This window comes from Thauera sedimentorum (assembly GCF_014489115.1).
GTDB lineage: Bacteria > Pseudomonadota > Gammaproteobacteria > Burkholderiales > Rhodocyclaceae > Pseudothauera > Pseudothauera sedimentorum.
Genome location: NZ_JACTAH010000001.1, coordinates 1912505 through 1925712, shown reverse-complemented (window position 1 = coordinate 1925712; position 13208 = coordinate 1912505). Strand labels below are relative to the sequence as shown.

Annotated in this window: 13 protein-coding genes; 8 read left to right on the top strand and 5 right to left on the bottom strand. The window is 66.4% G+C overall.

Annotated elements, in window-relative coordinates:
• The first annotated feature begins 653 nt into the window (after positions 1–653).
• The 3 genes from IAI53_RS08755 to IAI53_RS08745 all read left to right on the top strand — a co-directional run bounded on the left by IAI53_RS08755 (position 654) and on the right by IAI53_RS08745 (position 5844).
• A complete protein-coding gene (locus tag IAI53_RS08755) occupies positions 654–1427 on the top strand; it encodes a TIR domain-containing protein (RefSeq protein ID WP_222948188.1) in 774 nt (257 codons plus the stop codon).
• Between the two features lie 886 nt (positions 1428–2313).
• On the top strand, positions 2314–4518 hold the full coding sequence (locus IAI53_RS08750; protein WP_187717710.1) for an OsmC domain/YcaO domain-containing protein: 2205 nt from the start codon (positions 2314–2316) through the stop codon (positions 4516–4518).
• Between the two features lie 153 nt (positions 4519–4671).
• Entirely contained in the window at positions 4672–5844 is a 1173-nt protein-coding gene (locus IAI53_RS08745) for a methyltransferase (RefSeq protein ID WP_187717709.1), read from the top strand.
• Positions 5845–5881: 37 nt separating this feature from the next.
• Here the strand turns inward: IAI53_RS08745 and IAI53_RS08740 are convergent, their stop codons facing one another.
• The gene (locus IAI53_RS08740) at positions 5882–6505 is read right to left on the bottom strand and encodes an acyl carrier protein phosphodiesterase (protein WP_187717708.1); all 624 of its coding nucleotides are present in this window, start codon (positions 6503–6505) and stop codon (positions 5882–5884) included.
• A 143-nt stretch (positions 6506–6648) separates the two neighbouring features.
• On the opposite strand from IAI53_RS08740, the gene arfB reads away from it, so the two are divergent.
• Genes arfB through IAI53_RS08725 form a run of 3 tightly spaced genes read left to right on the top strand, consistent with a single transcriptional unit; the run spans position 6649 to position 7611 of the window.
• Positions 6649–7053, top strand: coding sequence for an alternative ribosome rescue aminoacyl-tRNA hydrolase ArfB (gene arfB, locus IAI53_RS08735; protein WP_187717707.1), 405 nt, complete (start codon positions 6649–6651; stop codon positions 7051–7053).
• Positions 7054–7093: 40 nt separating this feature from the next.
• Positions 7094–7318, top strand: coding sequence for a VF530 family protein (locus IAI53_RS08730; RefSeq protein WP_187717706.1), 225 nt, complete (start codon positions 7094–7096; stop codon positions 7316–7318).
• 47 nt (positions 7319–7365) lie between these two features.
• Positions 7366–7611: a hypothetical protein gene (locus tag IAI53_RS08725; protein WP_187718004.1), complete on the top strand. Its 246-nt coding sequence runs from the start codon at positions 7366–7368 to the stop codon at positions 7609–7611.
• Between the two features lie 24 nt (positions 7612–7635).
• Here IAI53_RS08725 and IAI53_RS08720 read toward each other — a convergent pair whose 3' ends face one another.
• On the bottom strand, positions 7636–8241 hold the full coding sequence (locus tag IAI53_RS08720; protein ID WP_187717705.1) for a DUF938 domain-containing protein: 606 nt from the start codon (positions 8239–8241) through the stop codon (positions 7636–7638).
• Positions 8242–8275: 34 nt separating this feature from the next.
• Positions 8276–9445 carry a benzoate/H(+) symporter BenE family transporter gene (locus IAI53_RS08715; RefSeq protein ID WP_187717704.1) on the bottom strand — a complete coding sequence of 390 codons (1170 nt, stop codon included), beginning with the start codon at positions 9443–9445 and terminating at the stop codon, positions 8276–8278.
• A 112-nt stretch (positions 9446–9557) separates the two neighbouring features.
• Here IAI53_RS08715 and IAI53_RS08710 point away from each other — a divergent pair, with 112 nt between their 5' ends.
• Positions 9558–10145 carry a helix-turn-helix domain-containing protein gene (locus IAI53_RS08710; protein ID WP_222948187.1) on the top strand — a complete coding sequence of 196 codons (588 nt, stop codon included), beginning with the start codon at positions 9558–9560 and terminating at the stop codon, positions 10143–10145.
• 112 nt (positions 10146–10257) lie between these two features.
• Here IAI53_RS08710 and ilvA read toward each other — a convergent pair whose 3' ends face one another.
• The gene (gene ilvA, locus IAI53_RS08705) at positions 10258–11490 is read right to left on the bottom strand and encodes a threonine ammonia-lyase (protein WP_187717702.1); all 1233 of its coding nucleotides are present in this window, start codon (positions 11488–11490) and stop codon (positions 10258–10260) included.
• A 151-nt stretch (positions 11491–11641) separates the two neighbouring features.
• A complete protein-coding gene (locus tag IAI53_RS08700; protein WP_187717701.1) occupies positions 11642–12661 on the bottom strand; it encodes a Fe(3+) ABC transporter substrate-binding protein in 1020 nt (339 codons plus the stop codon).
• Positions 12662–12784: 123 nt separating this feature from the next.
• Here IAI53_RS08700 and IAI53_RS08695 point away from each other — a divergent pair, with 123 nt between their 5' ends.
• On the top strand, positions 12785–13126 hold the full coding sequence (locus IAI53_RS08695; protein WP_187717700.1) for a DUF2325 domain-containing protein: 342 nt from the start codon (positions 12785–12787) through the stop codon (positions 13124–13126).
• Positions 13127–13208: the final 82 nt, after the last annotated feature.

Sequence of the window (13208 nt, the reverse complement as noted above, 5' to 3'; positions counted from 1 at the left end):
GACGAGCGCGTGTTGTGTCGCTTTCCGCATCGTTACCCCACGTGCCCCGATGCGACGGCTGCTTTCCGCTATGAACGGCAGCTTAGGCGCGCACGGTCCTTCACAGCTGTCGAGAGCTACCGTTCGGGGGGCGACAGCGGCCGGTCTCGGTCGGGGACGATCGGTAAGTTCCGGCCAGGATCGGTCACTCCGCCAGAGCACAAGAAAGCGGCCAGTCGCCGCCGGGCTTGTGGGCAATCGGCCGGGGCTACCTCACGAACAGGTAGCGCTAAGATCATCCGCTCCGCCGTAATAAGGTATCCGATAGACATGGTCTTTCGCGAGCCGTATGCTGCGATCCTGATGACGCAGGCGTTCGGCGATGGATCTTACGAGGTGTTATGGCTGCAATAAGGTGCCGCGCACACCGTTTATCGCTAGCGTGCAAGCCGACTTTGTTCGCGTCGCTAGGCCGATGTTATGCGGAACGCTCGGTGTTATGCAGTATTTCTGTCTCCCTAAAACAATATTAGGCAACAAAAAATCAATCCACGGAGGTAGTTTTGGCGAGGAAGACACCACCAAAAGCGGAGCCGAAACGTCCAATCGAGCTCGCTGTTCCGCGAGACGAGGCTCGGCGCCGTTTAGCGGAGCGGATTGAGCTCGGCCAGGAGTTGACGAAGACCCAGATCAATACGCCGAATGCCCTTGACGAATCAAAGCATGCCTACCGAAAGTGGTCTGAATTCAATGTGGAGCTTCTTAAACAACTCTTCACTACCGACGAACTTTCGGATGAGTACTCATGGTGGGGCATCGCGGCAATGTCGATGGGTCGCGAGTCGCTCGGTCAAATGATCGCGAAGCATCACGAGTCGATCACCGAAAAGCTGCGCCGCCTCGATTCGATCGTTGAGCGTCTTGAGCTCTACCCGCTTGCATCATCAGTCCAAGTCGCAGAGACGTCCAAGCACAGCCCGAGTGACCCTACAACACGTAGCAAAAAGGTGTTCGTGGTTCACGGTCGCGATGAGCTGGCGAAGACCAGCTTGGAGGTGTTCCTACACGAGATTGGGCTTGATCCGATCGTTCTTCATCGGCAGGCGGATGAAGGACTAACAGTCATTGAGAAATTCGAGAAACATGCCGATGTTGGCTACGCCTTCATTCTGCTCACCCCTGACGAAGTTGCCTATCTAGCCTGCGAAGATGATAAGCCTGACGCGGAGCGAGCAAAGGAGAAGCGAGCGAGACCGAATGTGATATTCGAGTTCGGCTATTTTGTTGGTCGCCTTGGGAGGTCACGGGTGTGCTGCGTCTACACAGGAGACGTCGCATTACCAAGTGATGTCCATGGGCTGATCTACAAGCGGTACGAAAAATCAGTCGAAGAGGTCGCCTATGGGATTATGAAAGACCTCAAAGCCTCTGGATACGATGTTTCCTAACCCCATCATCGGGCCAACGTCCAACGGGCTACGCCGGTCGGCCGCTGCTCATGTCTGGCCTTCGGCGTTGTAATGGAAAGCGAGCTTCAAGACGCAAACAAGATTTGGGGCAATGGGACAGTTCCCGTTGTACTGCGTCGTGGCGGGTCCAAGCCGATTCGCCTGCGGGTTCCGTATGATCCAAAGAACAGAGAGTGGCTAAAGAGCGCTCCACGGAAGAGAGAACCCGTCTGGAACAAAGAGAAGAGGTATTGGGAACTTCCAGCGTCACGATTCAACGAGGTGGTAAGAACAATATTGGACCGGTTCGGAAGCGTCTACATCATCCAGCCCTATCGAGAAAAGGAAGTGTGCTCGCCGTCCTGCATCAATGCTATGGGATTCGAATGTCAGTGCTCTTGCTTAGGGGCAAATCATGGAAGCGGTAGTCATCATGGTTGGTACGAAGTCACCGAAGCGTTGGCGTTGAGGTTTGGGGACACAAAGCTCGGGTGCCGCCTCCTTAAACGGACCTAAATAGTGCCGAAAGGTCTCTTTGAGACCGGCGTACCGGACGCTACCCGCATTCTCATGCAGCCGGCTGCGCCGCGATTGGAGATGATCGTTGAGCGACAGCTTCCCTGAAGGCTGAACGACAGCATCGGGTCGATAGCACCCCGTCGAAATGGGCGAGGCTTGCCCGCCGGAGGCGGCTGCTCGACACCGCGGGGGCTACTGACCGTCAGAGCCTACGCGCCTCTCCTCCATCGGCCAGACGCGCTAGCACATGCTGGCGCCCGGGCCCGCTCGCCGACTCTTTCAAGTCCAGAGAAAAACCGATTCCGCACCGGAAAAACGGCGATAATGGCGGCCAATTTTTCGTCGAACGCCGCTGCTGGATTCCCACATGGAAATTAAGGTCAATTTTCTCGACAAGCTTCGCCTGGAGGCCAAGTTCGACGATTTCACGGTAGTGGCCGATCAGCCCATCCGCTACAAGGGCGATGGCTCGGCGCCGGGGCCGTTCGATTACTTTCTGGCGTCGTCGGCCTTGTGCGCGGCTTACTTCGTGAAGCTGTACTGCGATACCCGCAATATTCCGACCGACAACATCCGCCTGTCGCAGAACAATATTGTCGACCCGGAGAATCGCTACAAGCAGATCTTCAAGATCCAGGTCGAGTTGCCGGAGGATATTTCCGCTGCGGACCGCCAGGGCATCCTGCGTTCCATCGAGCGCTGCACGGTGAAGAAGGTGGTGCAGACCGGGCCGGAGTTCGTGATCGAGGAAGTGAAGAATCTGGATGCGGACGCGCAGGCCCTGCTGGCGGTCAATCCGGATTCGGAGGCGAGTACCTATATTTTGGGGAAGGACCTGCCGCTGGAGCGGACCATCGCCAACATGTCGGGGGTGCTGGCGGACCTGGGGATCAAGATCGAGATCGCCTCCTGGCGTAATCTGGTGCCCAATGTGTGGTCGCTGCATATCCGCGACGCGCATTCGCCGATGTGCTTTACCAATGGCAAGGGGGCGACCAAGGAAAGCGCGCTGGCCTCGGCGCTGGGCGAGTACATCGAGCGCCTGAACTGCAACCATTTCTACAACGACCAGTTCTGGGGCGAGGATTTTGCCGACGCGCCCTTCGTGCATTACCCGGACGAGCGCTGGTTCAAGCCCGGTCGCGACGATGCGTTGCCGGCCGGGATGCTCGACGAGCACTGCCGGCGGATCTACGACCCGGAAGGCGAGCTGCGCGGCTCGCACCTGTACGACACCAACTCCGGCGCGGTGGAGCGGGGCATCTGCGCGTTGCCCTATGTGCGCCAGTCGGACGGCGCGGTGGTCTACTTCCCGTCCAACCTGATCGACAACCTGTATCTCAGCAACGGCATGAGCGCCGGCAACACGCTGGCCGAAGCGCAGGTGCAGTGTCTGTCGGAGATCTTCGAGCGGGCGGTCAAGCGCGAGATCCTGGAAGGCGAACTCGCGCTGCCCGACGTGCCGCCGGAGGTGCTGGCCAAGTATCCCGGCATCCTGGCCGGCATCGAGGAACTGGAGAAGCAGGGCTTTCCGGTGCTGGTAAAGGATGCCTCGCTGGGCGGGGCCTACCCGGTGATGTGCGTCACCCTGATGAACCCGCGCACCGGCGGGGTGTTTGCCTCCTTCGGCGCGCATCCCAGCCTGGAGGTGGCGCTGGAGCGCAGCCTCACCGAGTTGCTGCAGGGGCGCAGCTTCGAAGGCCTGAACGATCTGCCGCAGCCCACCTTCGAGAGCAATGCGGTGACCGAGCCGAACAACTTCGTCGAGCACTTCATCGATTCCAGCGGCGTGGTGTCGTGGCGCTTCTTCAGCGCCAGGGCCGATTACGAGTTCGTCGAGTGGGATTTCTCCGGCCAGGGCGAGAACTCCAATGCCGATGAAGCCGCTGCCTTGCTCGGCATTCTCGAAGACATGGGCAAGGAAGTTTACATGGCGGTGTACGACCAGCTCGGCGCCACCGCCTGCCGCATCCTGGTGCCGGGCTATTCGGAGATCTATCCGGTCGAAGACCTGATCTGGGACAACACCAACAAGGCGCTGAAATTCCGCGCCGACATCCTTAACCTGCACCGCCTCGACGACGCTGAACTGGAAGCGCTGCTCGAACGGCTGGAAGACAGCGAACTCGACGATTACACCGACATCATCACGCTGATCGGCATCGAGTTCGACGAGAACACGGTGTGGGGCCAGCTGACGATCCTGGAACTGAAGCTGCTGATCAACCTCGCGCTGCGGGACTTCGAGGCGGCCAAGGAGCAGGTGGAAGCCTTCCTGCAATACAACGAGAACACGGTCGAGCGCGTGCTGTTCTACCAGGCCCTGAACGTGGTGCTGGAAGTGCTGCTGGACGACGAGCTGGAACTGGACGACTACGAGACCAACTTCCGCCGCATGTTCGGCAATCCGCGCATGGACGCGGTGATGGGCTCGGTGGATGGCAGCGTGCGCTTCTTCGGCCTGACGCCGACGAGCATGAAGCTGGAGGGGCTGGACCGGCACCATCGCCTGATCGACAGCTACCGCAAGCTGCACCGGGCGCGTGCCAGCGCGGTGGCCATGGCCGGCTAGGCGCGCGCGGGCCGGCGCGGCCCATTCCGTCCGCGCCGCGCTGCTGCTATAACCGCGGCGAGGCAGCATCCATCGCGCCGCTCCCGGGTGCCCGGCCTGCGGGCGGTGCTGGATTGCCCGGTATCCACACGCTTCGAACCATCCCCGGCATCCATGACGCTCCGCGCCCGCTTCCTCGAACTCCAGTCGCTGCTTGCGCAGCATGAATCCTTCTGGCGTCCCGCGCCCTTCCGCGTCGCACGGCCGGCGTGGTGCGCGCAGTGGCCGGCGTTGGTGGCCGCCCTGGAAGAACTCGACGAGGCCAGCGTGGATCGTCTGAGCACCGACGAAGAGGCCGCCGATGCCTGGCTGCTGCCCCGCCTGCCGCTGCTGGCGGAGTTGCGCGCGGCGAGCCGGTTTGCGGAGTTGCCGCAGCGGGTGCTGGCGGCATGCGATGCGCGCTTCGACGAAGGCATTCCTGCGCGCAAGCGCCGCCAGATCGAGGCCTTCGCCACCCACATGCCGGCCGCAGCGGCGCCGCTGCTGGAGTGGTGTGCCGGCAAGGGGCATCTGGGCCGGCGGCTGGCGCTGGCCGACCGGGTGCCGGTGGTGTCGCTGGAGATCGACCCGGTGCTGTGCGGCGAGACCGGGCGGCTTGCCCTGCGGCAGGGCGTGGCACAGCGGGCGGTGTGCGGCGACGCGCTCGCTGCGCCGGCACGCGAGCTGCTGCGGGGACATTCGGTGGTCGCACTCCATGCCTGCGGCGAGTTGCACCGCACGCTGGTGCGCGGTGCCGGCGAGGACGGCGCGCTGGCCTACCAGATCGCCCCGTGCTGCTACCACCTGGGCAGCGACGGGGCTTATCGCGCACTGAGCCGCGACGCGGCGCTGCAACTGGACGAAGGCGCGCTGCGCCTGGCAGTGACCGAGACGGTGACCGCGCCGGCGCGCGACCGTGTGCGCCTGGCCCGCGACCAGGCCTGGAAGCTCGGCTTCATCGCCCTGCGCAATGCGCTGGAGGGCGAGGCGGTGCGCAGCTTTCGCCCGGTTCCGGCGGCCTGGCTGGGCGGCAGCTTCGAGGCCTTCTGCCGGCTGCTGGCGCAGCGTGCGGACATGGCGTTGCCAACGACGGTGGATTGGGAACACTGGGAGGCCGTGGGCTGGCGGCGGCGCGGTGAGGTGCGACGGCTGGAGCTGGTGCGCCACGCCTTTCGCCGTCCGCTGGAGGTATGGCTGGTGCTGGACCTGGCGCTCGGCCTGGCGGAGCGGGGCTTCGAGGTGGAGGTCGGGCGTTTCTGCGCGCGCGAACTCACCCCGCGCAACCTGCTGGTGCTGGCGCGGCGGTGAGGGCGCGGACCGCGGCGGGCGCCGTCGGCGGGGGCCTTCAGTCCGCCATGGCGCGCGCGCCGCGCACCGATTCGGCAAAATCCAGCGCGTCGGGCAGGAAGGCCAGGAAATCGGCCTCGAAGCCGGCGTAGTCGCGCAGCAGCTCCTCGCCCGCACCGGCCAGCGGGTTGGGCTGGCGCAGGCGGTAGCGGGCCATGCGGTCGAGCGCCAGCGCCACGTTGGCGGGGTCGCGGTAACTGGTCAGCCAGTCGTGCGCGGCCATGCGCTCGAACACCGGCAGGAAGGCCGCGGGCAGCGGGGCAGGGTGCTCGGCGATCTGGCGGTAGAGGCGGGCCGTGAAGGCCGCGAGGTCCGCTTCCACCGCATGCTGCGCACTCAGGCTCTGCCAGTGGCGGGCAAGGAAGTGGTCGTAGAACAGGTCGACCATGATGCCGCTCACCCGGCGGCGCGCGGCGCTGGCGCGGGCGCGGCTGCGGCGGAAGGCGGGATGGGTGTCGGCGAAGCTGTCGATGCGCCGGTGCAGCATCACCCCGGCCGCGAGCGCGGGGTCCAGCCCGGGCGGCAGCGGATCGAGCCGGCCCTTGACGAAATCCCCCACCACGCCGCCGATGCGGTCGGCGGGCAAGGGGCCGGCAAGGAAGGCGTGGGCGAGGTAGTTCATCGGCGTGGGCGGATTCTGCGTGCGGTCACAAGGGGGGAGCTTACGTCGCCTGGGCCGGACATCGAAGGCTTGCGGCGCTTGCGGGGGCGCACGGGCCGGCGGATGCTCCTACAATGGCTGCCTCGCAGCCGCGGTATACCTTCATGCGCCCCCACATTTCGATCCCGCCCGAGGAAGTCGAGTTCATCGCCATCCGCGCGCAGGGCAGCGGCGGGCAGAACGTGAACAAGGTGTCGAACGCGGTGCATCTGCGCTTCGACATCCGCGCCTCCTCGCTGCCGGCGGAGATCCGCGAGCGCCTGCTGGCGCTGCGCGACCACCGCATCACCCGCGACGGCGTGGTGGTGATCAAGGCGCAGGAATTCCGCAGCCTGGAGAAGAACCGCGCCGAAGCCCTGCGTCGCCTGGAGGCGCTGGTCGACGGCGTGGCGACGGTGCCGCGCGCGCGCCGCGCGACCCGGCCGACCCGCGCCTCGGTGGAGCGCCGCCTGGCCGGCAAGGCGCGCCGCGCAACAGTGAAGGCCGGGCGCGGACGGATAGACGAATGAAGGCGCGCGGGCGGGGCCGCCGCCCGCACACAGGAACACGATGACCAACACGCAAGCCAACAACCCGCTGCACGGCGTCACGCTGGAGCGCCTGCTCACCGAACTGGTGGACTATTACGGCTGGCACCAGCTGGGCCGGCGGGTGAACATCCGCTGCTTCACCCACGAGCCCAGCATCGCCTCCAGCCTGAAGTTCCTGCGCCGCACGCCGTGGGCGCGCGAGCAGGTAGAGCAGCTCTACGTGGACATGCTGCGCGGGCGCTGAACAAGACGAGGAAGACGAAGATGGCAGGACAAGGCAGCCCGAAAACCATGAGCTACGAGCAGCACCTGGACGAGGTGACCACGCTGATCACCGAGAAGTACGACGTCGCCGACGACGAGGCGATCGCCATGGTGATGCGCGCGCAGGCGGACGACTTCTTCAGCGGGCACGACGACGACACCTCGATCTGCACGCTGGATCGCGCGCACGAGGACGCGCGCATCGTGTTCCGCCAGTACGGCAAGACCGCCAAGACCGCCAAGACTGGCAAGGGCGCCAAGGGCGGGCGCTGAATCCGCCCCGGACCCCTCCGGCGCTCAGGCGCGGCGGAACACCAGGCTGAAGTTGTTGGCCGGCATGTCGATGAGCTCTTCCAGCAGCAGGCCGGCCGCCTCGGCCTCGGCCTGCACCGCCTCCAGGTCGCGCACCCCGAAGCGCGGGTCGCGGCTCTTCAGCCACAGGTCGAACTCGGCATTGCTCGGCGCGGTGTGCGCCCCGCCGCGCCTGTAGGGGCCGTAGCAGTAGAGCACGCCGCCCGCGGGCAGCAGGCGCGCGGCGCCGGCGAGCAGCGCCGGGGTGGCTTCCCAGGGCGAATAGTGGATGACGTTGATCGCCACCACCGCGGCGGCTTCGGCGAGCGGCCAGCGGGGCGCATGAACGTCGAGCGCAAGTGGCGGGCGCACGTTCTGTGCGGCGCTGTGCTCGACCCACGCGGCAATCGACGTCAGCGCCGCCGGCTCGCAGTCGCTTGGCTGCCAGCTGAGTCCCCGCAGGTGCGCGGCAAAATACACCGCGTGCTCGCCGGTGCCGCTACCGATCTCCAGCACCGTGCCGGTCCCGGGCAGTACGCGCTGCAGGATGGGCAGGATGAAGTCGCGATTGCGCGCGGTGGCGGGGGCGAACTGGCGGGCGTCTGCTTGCATGGTGGTCGGACGGGGAGCGGGGTGGTCCCGCAGTTTAGCCGGCCGCCTTGCGGAACAGGCGGTTGGCCTGCAGCGCCGCCAGCCCGATCACCAGTCCCCAGAATGCACTGCCGATGCCGCCCAGCGTCAGGCCCGAGGCGGTCACCAGGAAGGTGATCAGCGCCGCTTCGCGTTCGGCTTCGTCGGCCAGCGCGCCGGCCAGGCTGTTAGCGATGGTGCCGAGTAGCGCAAGCCCTGCGATGGCGGCGATCAGCGCCTGCGGGAAGGCGGCGAACAGGCCGGCGACGGTGGCACCCAGCACCCCGGTGAGCAGGTAGAACACCCCGGCCCACACCGAGGCGAGGTAGCGCCGCGCGGGGTCGGGGTCGGCATCCTTGCTCATGCAGATCGCCGCGGTGATCGCCGCCAGGTTGTAGGCAAAGCCGCCGAAGGGCGCGAGCAGCACGCCGGTGGCGCCGGTCCAGCCCACCAGCGGCGCGGCCGGCACGGTGTAGCCGTTGGCGCGCAGCACCGCGAGGCCGGGCAGGTTCTGCGAGGCCATTGTCACGATGAACAGCGGCAGGCCGACGCCGATCAGCGTCGACACCGAGAAGGCCGGCATGGTGAACAGCGGGCGGGCGAACTCCAGCTGCAGGGCCTCGACGCGGATGCCGCCCTGCATGGCGGCCAGCACCAGCCCGCCGGCGAGCGCCAGCGGCACGGTGTAGCGCGGCAGCACGCGGCGGCCGATGAGGTAGAGCACGAACATGCCGCCGACCATAACGAGGTCGGTCTGCAGCGAGGCCATCAACTCCAGCCCGAAGCGCAGCAGCACGCCGGCCAGCATGGCCGCGGCCAGGGTGCGCGGTACATGCCGCATCAGGCGGTCGAACCAGCCGAAGAAGCCGCAGGCGGCGATCAGCGCGGAGGAGAACAGGAAGGCACCGATGGCTTCATTCATCGGCACGCCGGCCAGCGCGGTGACCAGCAGTGCCGCGCCTGGCGTGGACCAGGCGGTGAGCACCGGGGTGCGGAAGGCGAGCGACAGACCGATGCAGGTGGCCCCCATCCCCAGGCCCAGCGCCCACAGCCAGGAGCTGATCTCCGCCGGCCCGGCGCCCGCGGCGCTGGCGGCCTGGAAGACGATGGCGGCCGAACTGGTATAGCCGACCAGCACGGCAATGAAACCGGCGGACAGGTGCGAGAGGCTGAGATGCTTGAACACGGCGGCTCCGGATGGCGATAGACTGTTGTGCGTTTTAACGCACAAACGCAGCCTAGCAGGTGTGCGCTATAACGCACAAGCTCGATTTTCGATCCAACACGCCGATACACCGATGACCGACACCGCAGTAGAAGAACCGAACCGCCATCTCGCCGAGGCCCTGCGCGCGCAGCGCAAGGCGCTGGGCTGGAGCCTGGACCGCGCAGCGGCCGAGACCGGGGTGAGCAAGGCCATGCTCGGGCAGATCGAGCGCGGCGAATCCAGCCCCACGGTGGCCACGCTGTGGAAGATCGCCGGGGGTTTCCGCAGCTCGCTCTCCAGCTTCCTGGAGCCGCCGCCCGCGGCCGGCACCGACACGCTGCTGCGCCGCGCGGACGCGCTGCGCACCCGCCCGGCGGGCGAGGGCATGCTGGTGGCGCCGCTGTTTCCATTCGAGCCGCGCACCGGCTTCGAGATTTTCGAGCTCACCCTGCTGCCCGGCTACGAACGCCAGTCCGAACCGCACGAGGCCGGGGTGAGCGAATACGTGCTGGTGGTGCGTGGGGCGATGGAGGTGCTGGTCGACGGGCGCTGGACGCCGCTCGCCGAGGGCGAGGCGATCCGCTTCGCCGCCGACCGTGCGCACGGCTACCGCAATCCGGGCGCCGTGCCGGCGGTGTTTCACAACGTGATTCATTACCCGCGCGCGGTGGCGGGTTAGGGTGGGGTGATCGCGGGCTTGTCGCGGCCAAGGCCGCTCCTACGGTTCCGTTGGCCATGAAAGGCCAGGGCAGAACTTGTAGGAGCGGCCTTGGCCGCGATAAGCGACGGCGCTACATGCCCAGCAGATTGCGCACGGTGAGCCCCTCGCCGGTCAGGTGGGCGAGCAGTTCGCGCTGGTGCTCGAAGTCGCGGGTTTCCATCTGCAGGATCACTTCGGTCATGCCCACCGGCACGTGCAGTTCGCCACGGCGGTGCTCGACGTGGCGGATGTTCATTCCCAGTTCGGCGACGTTGCGGATCAGCCGCATCAGCTGGCCGGGGGCGTCGGTGATGGTGACCGCCACGCTCATCAGCCGGCCGCTGGAGGCCAGGCCGTAGTCGATGGAGCGGCCGACCAGGGTCATGTCCACATTGCCGCCGGAGATCACGCACACCGCGCGCTCGTTCTCCCGCTGGGCGATCTTCTTCTGCATCAGCGCGGCCAGGCCGACCACGCCGGCGCCTTCGCCGATGGTGCGGGTGCGCTCGAGCAGGGTGACGATGGCCTCGGCGATGGCGTTGTCGTCCACGGTGACGATCTCGTCCACGTACTGCGCGATCACCCGCCGGGTGAGTTCGCCGGGGCGCTTGACCTTGATGCCGTCTGCGATGGTGTGCGCGCCGGGCGGCACTTCTTCCAGCGAACCGTCGACCAGGAAGCGACGGTAGGGCGCCACCGCTTCGGTCTGCACGCCGACGATGCGGATCGCCGGGTTCTGCAGCTTGAGCGCCAGCGCGATGCCGGAGATCAGCCCGCCGCCGCCCAGCGGCACGATGGCGAGCGTCATCTCCGGCGCGTCCTCCAGCATCTCCAGGCCGCAACTGGCCTGGCCGGCGATCACGTCCCAGTCGTCGTAGGGGTGGAGGAAGGCGAGGCCTTCGTCGGCGGCAATGCGCCGCGCCTCGTCGGCAGCCTGCTCCAGGTTCTCGCCCACCAGGCGCACGTCCGCACCCAGCTTGCGGCAGGCCTGCACCTTGGTGATCGGCGCGTTGGCCGGCATCACCACCACCGCGCGCAGGCCGGCCAGTGCCGCGGCGCGCGCCACGCCCTGGGCGTGGTTGCCGGCCGAGGCGGCGATCACCCCGGGCGGCCGGCCGCTGGCCAGCAGGCGGTCGATCTTGTGGGTGGCGCCGCGCAGCTTGAACGAGCCGGTGCGCTGCAGGTTCTCCAGCTTGAGCTGCAGCGGCAGGCCGAGTTCTTCGGACAGCGGATCGTTCTGCCACTGCGCGCTGCGGATCACCGCATCGGCGATGCGGGCGCGCGCCTGCTGCAGGGCGGGCAGGTCGAGCGGGATGGGGTCCATGCAGGCGTCCTTGTTCTTGCGGGGAAGATGTCCGGATGCTCGCAGTTGGTGCGGGTGGCGGAAATTGGGGGCTGCCCGCATGGCAGCGGGTGGGGCGAGAAAAAAGAAAGCCGCCCGGAGGCGGCCTTCCTTGCTGCGAGCGGGGGCTGGATCAGCGATAGCCCGCGCGGTCGTAGATGCGCTGGGCTTCCGGCACGGAGCCGGCCAGCTTGCTCATCGGCAGGGTGTCGACCTTGAACTCGCCGAGCTTCTCGAGCGCCGGGTTGTTCACCTTGACCGCGGCCACCGCCGGCCATTCGTTGTTGCCGTCGGCGAAGTAGCGCTGTGCGTCGTCGGAGGCCAGGTACTCCAGGAACTTGACCGCGGCTTCCTTGTTCGGCGCGTGCTTCAGCATGCCGGCGCCGGACACGTTGATGTGGGTGCCGGTGGTCTTCTGGTTCGGCCACACCAGGGTGGCGGCTTCCACCACCTTCTGGTCTTCGGCGCGGGTGGAGTTCATCAGGCGGGCGTAGTAGTAGCTGTTGGCGATGGCCACGCCGCATTCGCCGGCGGCCACCGCGCGGATCTGGTCGGTGTCGCCGCCGCGCGGGTTGCGCGCGAAGTTGGCCACCAGATTGCGCGCCCACTCCTCGGTCTTCTCGGCGCCGTTGTGCTGGATCAGCGCGGCGCCCAGCGACAGGTTGTACGGATGGCTGCCCGAGCGGGTGCACACCTTGCCCTTGAGCGCCGGGTTGGCGAGGTCTTCGTAGTTCTGCACCTGCTCGGCCTTGACCAGGTCCTTGTTGAACACGATCACGCGGGCGCGGGTGGAGAAGGCGATCCAGGTATAGGTGCGCAGGTGGGCGGGGATGCGCTCCTCGAGCACCGCGGACTTGACCGGGGCGAACAGGCCCATCTCGTCGGCCTTGGCCAGGCGGGAGGCGTCCACCGTGATCAGGATGTCGGCCGGGCTGTTGGCGCCTTCGTTGCGCAGGCGTTCGATCAGCTCGTCTTCCTTGGCCTCGATGCGGTTGATCTTGATGCCGGTCTGCTTGGTGAAGTCGCCGTACAGCGCCTCGTCGGTCTGGTAGTGGCGGGCGGAGTAGATGTTCAGCTCCTGCTGGGCGACGGCGCTGCCGGCAGCAAGCCCGAGGGTGGCGAGGAGGGAAGTAAGGACTGCCTTCTTGATCATGGTGGGACTGCCTTCCTGGTTGCGTGGTTGGATGGCGCAATAGTAACGATATCAATTCGCAGTTGCAAATGGCTCGTATTGCAGTTAGTGTTATTGAAAATTATTCGCAATAAGGAGAAATGCATGGATGCACTGATCGTCGGCGCCGACCGCCTCGGGAACATTCCGGATGTCCTGCAACAGTTCGGCATCCGCATCGCCGCGCATGTGAGCGGTCGCGACACCACGCATCAGCGTCGCAGTGCGCCCTTGCCGGCGGGCATTCAGGTGGTGATCCTGTTTACCGACTTCCTGGGCCACAACGTGATGCAGCGGTTCCGCGAGGCGGCCAGCCGCGAGGGCGTGATGTTCGTCTGTTGCCGGCGCTCGGTGTGCGCGCTGCAGCAGGCCCTGGGACGGCGGATGAGCGAGGACGACTGCGGGCGCTGCGGCGCCGGTGACGGCTGCAAGCGCAAGAAGCGCTGAGCGGCCGCGCGTAGGCATGTAGGAGCGGCCTTGGCCGCGATGCGGCCGTTGAATCAAGCGCCAATCGCGGGCGAGTCCGCTA

Excerpts from the sequence above, each read along its gene's own strand:
- IAI53_RS08695 (WP_187717700.1), top strand. The coding sequence starts at position 12,785 with ATGGATGCACTGATCGTCGGCGCCGACCGCCTCGGGAACATTCCGGAT.
- IAI53_RS08710 (WP_222948187.1), top strand. The coding sequence starts at position 9,558 with ATGACCGACACCGCAGTAGAAGAACCGAACCGCCATCTCGCCGAGGCC.
- IAI53_RS08720 (WP_187717705.1), bottom strand. The coding sequence starts at position 8,241 with ATGCAAGCAGACGCCCGCCAGTTCGCCCCCGCCACCGCGCGCAATCGC.
- ilvA (WP_187717702.1), bottom strand. The coding sequence starts at position 11,490 with ATGGACCCCATCCCGCTCGACCTGCCCGCCCTGCAGCAGGCGCGCGCC.
- IAI53_RS08725 (WP_187718004.1), top strand. The coding sequence starts at position 7,366 with ATGAGCTACGAGCAGCACCTGGACGAGGTGACCACGCTGATCACCGAG.
- arfB (WP_187717707.1), top strand. The coding sequence starts at position 6,649 with ATGCGCCCCCACATTTCGATCCCGCCCGAGGAAGTCGAGTTCATCGCC.
- IAI53_RS08700 (WP_187717701.1), bottom strand. The coding sequence starts at position 12,661 with ATGATCAAGAAGGCAGTCCTTACTTCCCTCCTCGCCACCCTCGGGCTT.
- IAI53_RS08750 (WP_187717710.1), top strand. The coding sequence starts at position 2,314 with ATGGAAATTAAGGTCAATTTTCTCGACAAGCTTCGCCTGGAGGCCAAG.
- IAI53_RS08745 (WP_187717709.1), top strand. The coding sequence starts at position 4,672 with ATGACGCTCCGCGCCCGCTTCCTCGAACTCCAGTCGCTGCTTGCGCAG.
- IAI53_RS08730 (WP_187717706.1), top strand. The coding sequence starts at position 7,094 with ATGACCAACACGCAAGCCAACAACCCGCTGCACGGCGTCACGCTGGAG.
- IAI53_RS08740 (WP_187717708.1), bottom strand. The coding sequence starts at position 6,505 with ATGAACTACCTCGCCCACGCCTTCCTTGCCGGCCCCTTGCCCGCCGAC.